The organism is Paenibacillus sp. P22 (assembly GCF_000469945.2).
Taxonomy (GTDB): Bacteria; Bacillota; Bacilli; order Paenibacillales; family Paenibacillaceae; genus Paenibacillus_O; species Paenibacillus_O humicus.
This window is the reverse complement of the sequence record NZ_CBRA020000273.1, coordinates 1-6,090: the sequence shown is the minus strand read 5'-3', so window position 1 is coordinate 6,090 and position 6,090 is coordinate 1. Positions and strand designations below refer to the sequence as shown.

The following is a 6,090-nucleotide window of genomic DNA, read 5'->3' as shown; positions in this document are numbered from 1 at the left end:
CCTTCTCCCGATATATTCTTAGAGCAGTAAGGGCGGCGACTGATAACTGCTTCACCACAAGGATGTGGTGGTGAACGGCTTGGCGCTCGGCTGAGGGGCGCGCTGCTCCTGAGGCTCAGGAGCGGCTCCATGAGTTTGCGTCTGCGGGCGGCGGGCCGGCTGAACAGGCGCCGCCTTGTGCTCGAAGCCTGTCGCGATGACGGTGACCTTGATCTCGTCCTTGAAGTCCTCGTCGATGATCGCGCCGAAGATCATGTTGACCTCCGGATCGGAAGCCTCGATGACGATCTCGGCCGCTTCGTTCACCTCGTACAGCGACAGGTTCATGCCGCCGGTGATGTTCATGATGACTCCGCGGGCTCCGTCGATCGACGTTTCGAGCAGCGGGCTCTGGATCGCCTTGCGGGCAGCCTCGGCCGCGCGGTTCTCGCCGGTCGCGATGCCGATGCCCATGAGGGCGGAGCCGCGCTCGGTCATGATCGTCTTCACGTCGGCGAAGTCGAGGTTGATCAGGCCCGGTACGGCAATGAGGTCGGAGATGCCTTGGACGGCCTGGCGAAGCACGTTGTCGGCTTCGCGGAACGCCTCGAGCATCGGCGTCTTTTTGTCGACGATCTCAAGCAGGCGGTCGTTCGGGATGATGATCAGCGTGTCGACCTTTTCCTTCAGCGCCTCGATGCCGTTCTCGGCCTGGTTCGAGCGCTTGCGGCCCTCGAAGGTGAACGGTCGGGTGACGACACCGACCGTCAGCGCTCCGCATTCGCGGGCGATTTCGGCGATGACGGGAGCAGCGCCGGTACCGGTGCCGCCGCCCATGCCGGCCGTCACGAATACCATGTCCGCGCCTTTGAGCGTAGCGGCGACGAGATCGCGGGATTCCTCGGCCGCTTTTTTGCCGACCTCCGGATTCGCGCCCGCTCCGAGGCCGCGCGTAAGCTTGTCGCCGATCTGGAGCTTATGCTCCGCCTTGGCAAGGTGGAGCGCCTGGGCGTCGGTGTTCACCGTAATGAACTCCACGCCCTTCACTCCGTTGTCGATCATCCGGTTCACCGCATTGCTGCCGCCGCCCCCGACACCGATGACTTTAATTTGTGCCAGCTGTTCCAAGTCAATATCGAACTCCAACATTCTATTTCCCCCGATCAGATGAATTCGCTGAACATGTTCTTGATTCGTTCAATCATGCCGGGTTTAGCGGGGGCTGCGGTTCCCGTCTTGCGGCTTGCCTGCTTCTTGACCGCTCCCGAATTGCGAATCGTCATATGCTTGCTCACATATTGGATCATTCCGACTCCGCTGCCGAAGGCCGGGTCGCGTACGCCGATGAAGTCCGGGACGGCGATGCGGACGGAAGATTCCAGCTCCTGCTGCGCCACGGTCAGCGTGCCCGGCAAGTTCACTGTGCCTCCGGTGAGCACGTAGCCCTGGATTTTTTGGGCATAGCCCAAACGGCGGACTTCCTGCCGGATCATGTAGAAGATCTCGGCCATGCGCGGCTCGATGATGTTCGCCAGATCGACCTGGGAGAATTCCTTCTCGACGTTGGAGCCGAGCCGCGTCACCTTGAAGCGCTGGTCCTCCGCGGCGTCGTACACGGATGCGCAGCCGTACTTGAGCTTGATCTTCTCCGCTTGCTCCGTCTGCGTGCGAAGGCCGTAGGAGATATCATTGGTGACGAATTCCCCGCCGACCGGCAGCGTCGACGTGGCGGCCAGGCCGCCCTGATCGAAGATCGACAGAGTCGTGGATCCCGCGCCGATGTCGACGATGGCCGTTCCCATCGACTTCTCATCCTTGCTGAGGGACATCATGCCGGACGCCAGCGACATCAGGATGATGCCGGAGATGTGCAGCCCTGCCTTCTCCACGCAGCGGATCAGATTATGTATGGCCGTCTTCGCTCCGGTCACGATGGTGGATTCCACTTCGAGACGGACGCCGATCATGCCGCGCGGATCCGAAATGCCTTCAAGCCCGTCGACCAGATACTGCTTGGGCACGAGATTGATGATTTCGCGTTCCGGTGGCAGCGCCACGACCTTGGCCGCCTGCAGCACGCGCTCGATGTCTTCCTCGCCGATCTCGCGATCCTCGTTGGAAACAGCCACGACGCCGTGGTTGCTCTGGAGCGCGATATGATTCCCCTGAATGCCTACGTACACTTCCGAAATCTGAATGTCGACCATTCTCTCCGCATGCTCGACCGCGTTGCGGATCGACTTGACGGTCTGGTCGATGTCTACGATGGCTCCCTTGCGGATGCCTTCCGAGTCGGACGATCCAACCCCAATTATATTAATGGCTCCGCCTGTCACTTCGCCAATAATAACTCGAACCTTGGATGTACCGATGTCCAAACTGACAATGATGTCGTTATTGCCCAATTCCGCGGCACCTCCGTTTCGGGTCGCATTTATCGGTATTCCTTTTTAATCTGATCCTACATATTCAACACAGTTAATATTTTCCCTCTTTTTTCTACATTTTTTTTCGCCTGCCAATTCAACCCAGCAAAGAAAAAAAATGAAGGAGGGGCGGCCGTCTCGGCACTCTCGCCGCTCGCCGGAAGCGAGTCCGAAGCCGCTGCGGAGATGGCTCGCCGAGGGACTAAAGGCATGATCATCTAGGAAAAATGCCATATCTTAAATTCTACCATTCTTTAGGGCGAAATAAAAGAGCGGGAGCCAAGCGGCTTTGCTTCATGGTCCGGCTTCCTCCGAGCTGCCCGCGGCTTGCACGAACGGCGAATAGGTATCCGCAAGCAGCAGCGTGACCCGGCCGGGATCCCGCTCCTCGACAACCGAATTCAGCGTGTCGATCTTATCCTTGAGCAAGGAGGCGGCCGTAATGACTTCGAAGCCGTTGCGGGTATAGATGCGGATCCGGTCCGGGTAGGATTCGGTCGGAGAAGGCATGATTTCCGATAAATTGCCGAGAGCGGCAGGATCGATCAGGGCAAGCTGCCTGCACAGCTCGCCCTTCACGGAATCGTCCTTCTTCCATCCCGACAGGACCGGCTTGTCCACGACCGCTTTGGCCTGGTCGGCCTGGATGATGGAGCCGCTCGCCAATATGGCGCTCAGCTGGCCGTTCGCAGCGAGCTCAAACGCTACCGGCGGATATTCCTCGACCGTGATTTTGATCTGTCCGGGAAAGGTTTTGGCCACCTTGACTTCCTTGACCGAGCCGAGCTTCCGGATCCGGTGCTCCACGCTGGAGGAAAGAGTGCCGAAAAAGGCGTCTCCGGCACGAACGCTTGCCGCCTCGCGGATCCGCGCTTCCGTCGTGAACTGCTCGCCCTCGACCGTGACGACGCTGACCTTGCTGATCGAGGAATTAAAGAAAAGGATCGATAATAAAATAAGGAATAGAAGCACCAGGATGAAGACGAGTTTCCGGTTGCCCCTCCGCTTCGGCGGCGGATCCTTCAAGATCGGGATCAATTCAGCCAAGCTTGTCCCTCCTTCAGCCGCGAAACGGTCTCCGCCCGCGCGGAGAGCCGTTTTGCGGCAGCACATTTCGGTTCTATTGCATCGGCGTCCGCGGGCAGAAGCTCCGGCACGGGATATCCCTTGAAGATCAGCCCGGTACGGCTCCGTTGTCGGGAACCGGCGCGCTGCGGACAATCCGTGCGCCAAGCCGCGCAAGCATGGATTCGATGCTGTCGTAGCCGCGGTCGATATGATGCACCTGCTCGACGACTGTGCGCCCATTGGCCGCAAGTCCGGCGATGACGAGAGCGGCGCCGGCCCGCAGGTCCGTCGCTTCGACCGTTGCCCCGTACAGCCTGGATACGCCCCGGATGACGGCCGCGTTGAGATCGACGCGGATATCCGCTCCCATGCGGCTGAGCTCGTCGACATGCTTGAAGCGGCCCTCGAAAATCGTTTCCTTCATGATGCTCGTGCCGTCGGCCAGAGCAAGCAGCACCATCACCTGCGATTGAAGATCCGTCGGGAAGGCCGGATAGGGAGAAGTGACGATCCGCTCGACCGCCTTCGGCCTTGCCGACGTTCCGACGGTGATGGCGTCTCCCTCGATGCCGATGCCGACTCCGGCGCGCCGGAGCACATGGATCAGGGAAGACAGATGCGCCGGCCTCGTGTTCGTCAGCGTAACCTTTCCTTTGGTCGCAGCGGCAGCTACCATGACGGTGCCGGCCACGATCCGGTCCGGAATGACCCGATAGCGGCATGGAGTGAGCGATTCGACCCCTTCGATCGTAATCGTATCCGTCCCCGCTCCGATAATGCGCGCGCCCATAGCGTTGAGGAAATGCTGAAGATCCTGGATTTCCGGCTCCCTGGCAGCTCCCGTGATCGTCGTTCTGCCCTCTGCGAGCGCAGCGGCCATCATGATGTTCTCCGTCGCGCCTACGCTGGGAAAGCCGAGATGAATATCGGCACCGCGCAGCTTCTCCGCCCGGCAGGAAATCCGATCCCCATATTCCTCGATCTCGGCGCCCAGCGAACGCAGCCCTTCGAGATGAAGGTCGATCTTCCGCTCTCCGATCGCGCAGCCGCCGGGCTGGTAGAGATGGACTTCCCCGAACCGGGCGAGCAGAGGTCCCATCAGAAAAATGGAGGAACGCATCTGACCCATCAGCTTTTCGGGGATATGGGCCTGGTATGCCGTCGCCGTATTGATCGTGACGGTGTCGCCGACATGTTCCGCGCGGCAACCGAGCTCCTGCAAGATGTGCAGCATGACTTCTATATCGAGCAGCTGCGGCACCGAATCGATGACGACCGTGCCGCTGGCGAGCATGCTGCCTGCCAGTATCGGCAGAGCTGCGTTTTTCGCCCCTTGGATAGCAATGGTTCCTGAGAGAGGTTGCCCGCCTTCAATCACCAATTTGTCCAAACCTACACCTCCAAGTTACCGCTCACCCACCACCAATACTTCCGGCTTCAAGTCAATGCCGGTACGGTCCTTGACCGTGCCGCGAATATGGGCGATCAGGGTGAGGACGTCTTCAGCCGCCGCCTGGCCGGTGTTGACAATGAAATTGGCGTGCAAGGTCGACACCTGGGCTCCGCCTACCGAATAGCCTTTGAGCCCGGCTTCTTCGATCAGCTTCGCGGCATAGGTGCCGGGAGGATTGCGGAAGACGCTTCCGCAGCTCGGCTGATGCAGCGGCTGCGTGGCTCTGCGCCGATCTTTGTGAGCAGCCATCGCAGACGTGATCTCTCCGGCCTCTCCTCTCTCCAGCTCGAAGAGAGCTTCCACGACGATGCCGCGGCTAGCCTCCTCCTGCAGTCTCGAATGGCGGTAAGAGAACTTCATCTCCTCCGGTCCCCACGTCACCAATTCCCCTGTCTCCAGCACAATGTCGGCTGATTTGAATATACGCGACACATCGGATCCATGGGCTCCCGCATTCATATAGACGGCACCGCCTACCGTGCCTGGAATTCCCCCGGCGAATTCCAGTCCCGTCAGCCCTTTCCTGCCGGCTTTAACTGCAAGCGTGACGAACGGATACGCGGCTCCGGCACGCACGAGCGGGCCGTCGAATTCCGCGAAATCCAGCGCAGACCCCGGCCTGATGACGACGCCGCGGATTCCTTTGTCCGAGACGAGCATGTTGGAACCCTTTCCAAGCGTCATCCAGGGCACTTCGTGCCTGCGCAGAATGCGAATCGTTCTTGCCAGCTCTTCCTTGCCGCTCGGGACAACCACGGCATCGGCCGGTCCGCCGATTCTCCACGTCGTAAGCGACGAGAGCGGGACCTGCTGGCTGATGTCGCCCACACGGGCTTCTTCCAGCTCTTGCATCCAAGCTTTCATGGTGTTCCTCCTTCATTCGCGGTGCTCAAGGCGGGGCAAGGCTGTCAGGCTGCAGCCCGAAGCCCTCGCGGGCTTCGGTGAATGCCCGCACTCCCTGTAGGAATGCGGTAACCGGCCGCCCTTAGGTGACGGACACGATTATGCTGATATCCTATGCCTCCCCGGGCTCTATGGTGACAGGAGCCCGCCCGCACCCCGCTTCTCGCCTTTTATTTCTTCGCCAGCCTGCGCAGCTCCGCAGTCAGGATCGAAGCGGATCCCGCATGCCGAGCTTCCGCGACGCTTCCTTCATGCGCTGCA

Annotated in this window: 5 protein-coding genes; all 5 read right to left on the bottom strand. The window is 60.2% G+C overall.

Going from position 1 to position 6,090, the window contains the following annotated elements; all coding sequences use genetic code 11:
* Positions 1 to 51: 51 nt before the first annotated feature.
* A complete protein-coding gene (gene ftsZ, locus BN871_RS25555) occupies positions 52 to 1,128 on the bottom strand; it encodes a cell division protein FtsZ (RefSeq protein WP_048749944.1) in 1,077 nt (358 codons plus the stop codon).
* 14 nt (positions 1,129 to 1,142) lie between these two features.
* The gene (gene ftsA / locus BN871_RS25550) at positions 1,143 to 2,384 is read right to left on the bottom strand and encodes a cell division protein FtsA (RefSeq protein ID WP_048749943.1); all 1,242 of its coding nucleotides are present in this window, start codon (positions 2,382 to 2,384) and stop codon (positions 1,143 to 1,145) included.
* A gap of 315 nt (positions 2,385 to 2,699) precedes the next feature.
* On the bottom strand, positions 2,700 to 3,452 hold the full coding sequence (locus BN871_RS25545) for a cell division protein FtsQ/DivIB (protein WP_048749941.1): 753 nt from the start codon (positions 3,450 to 3,452) through the stop codon (positions 2,700 to 2,702).
* 127 nt (positions 3,453 to 3,579) lie between these two features.
* A complete protein-coding gene (murA, locus tag BN871_RS25540; protein WP_048749939.1) occupies positions 3,580 to 4,863 on the bottom strand; it encodes a UDP-N-acetylglucosamine 1-carboxyvinyltransferase in 1,284 nt (427 codons plus the stop codon).
* A 15-nt stretch (positions 4,864 to 4,878) separates the two neighbouring features.
* The gene (gene murB, locus BN871_RS25535; RefSeq protein ID WP_048749936.1) at positions 4,879 to 5,790 is read right to left on the bottom strand and encodes a UDP-N-acetylmuramate dehydrogenase; all 912 of its coding nucleotides are present in this window, start codon (positions 5,788 to 5,790) and stop codon (positions 4,879 to 4,881) included.
* Positions 5,791 to 6,090 lie beyond the last annotated feature (300 nt).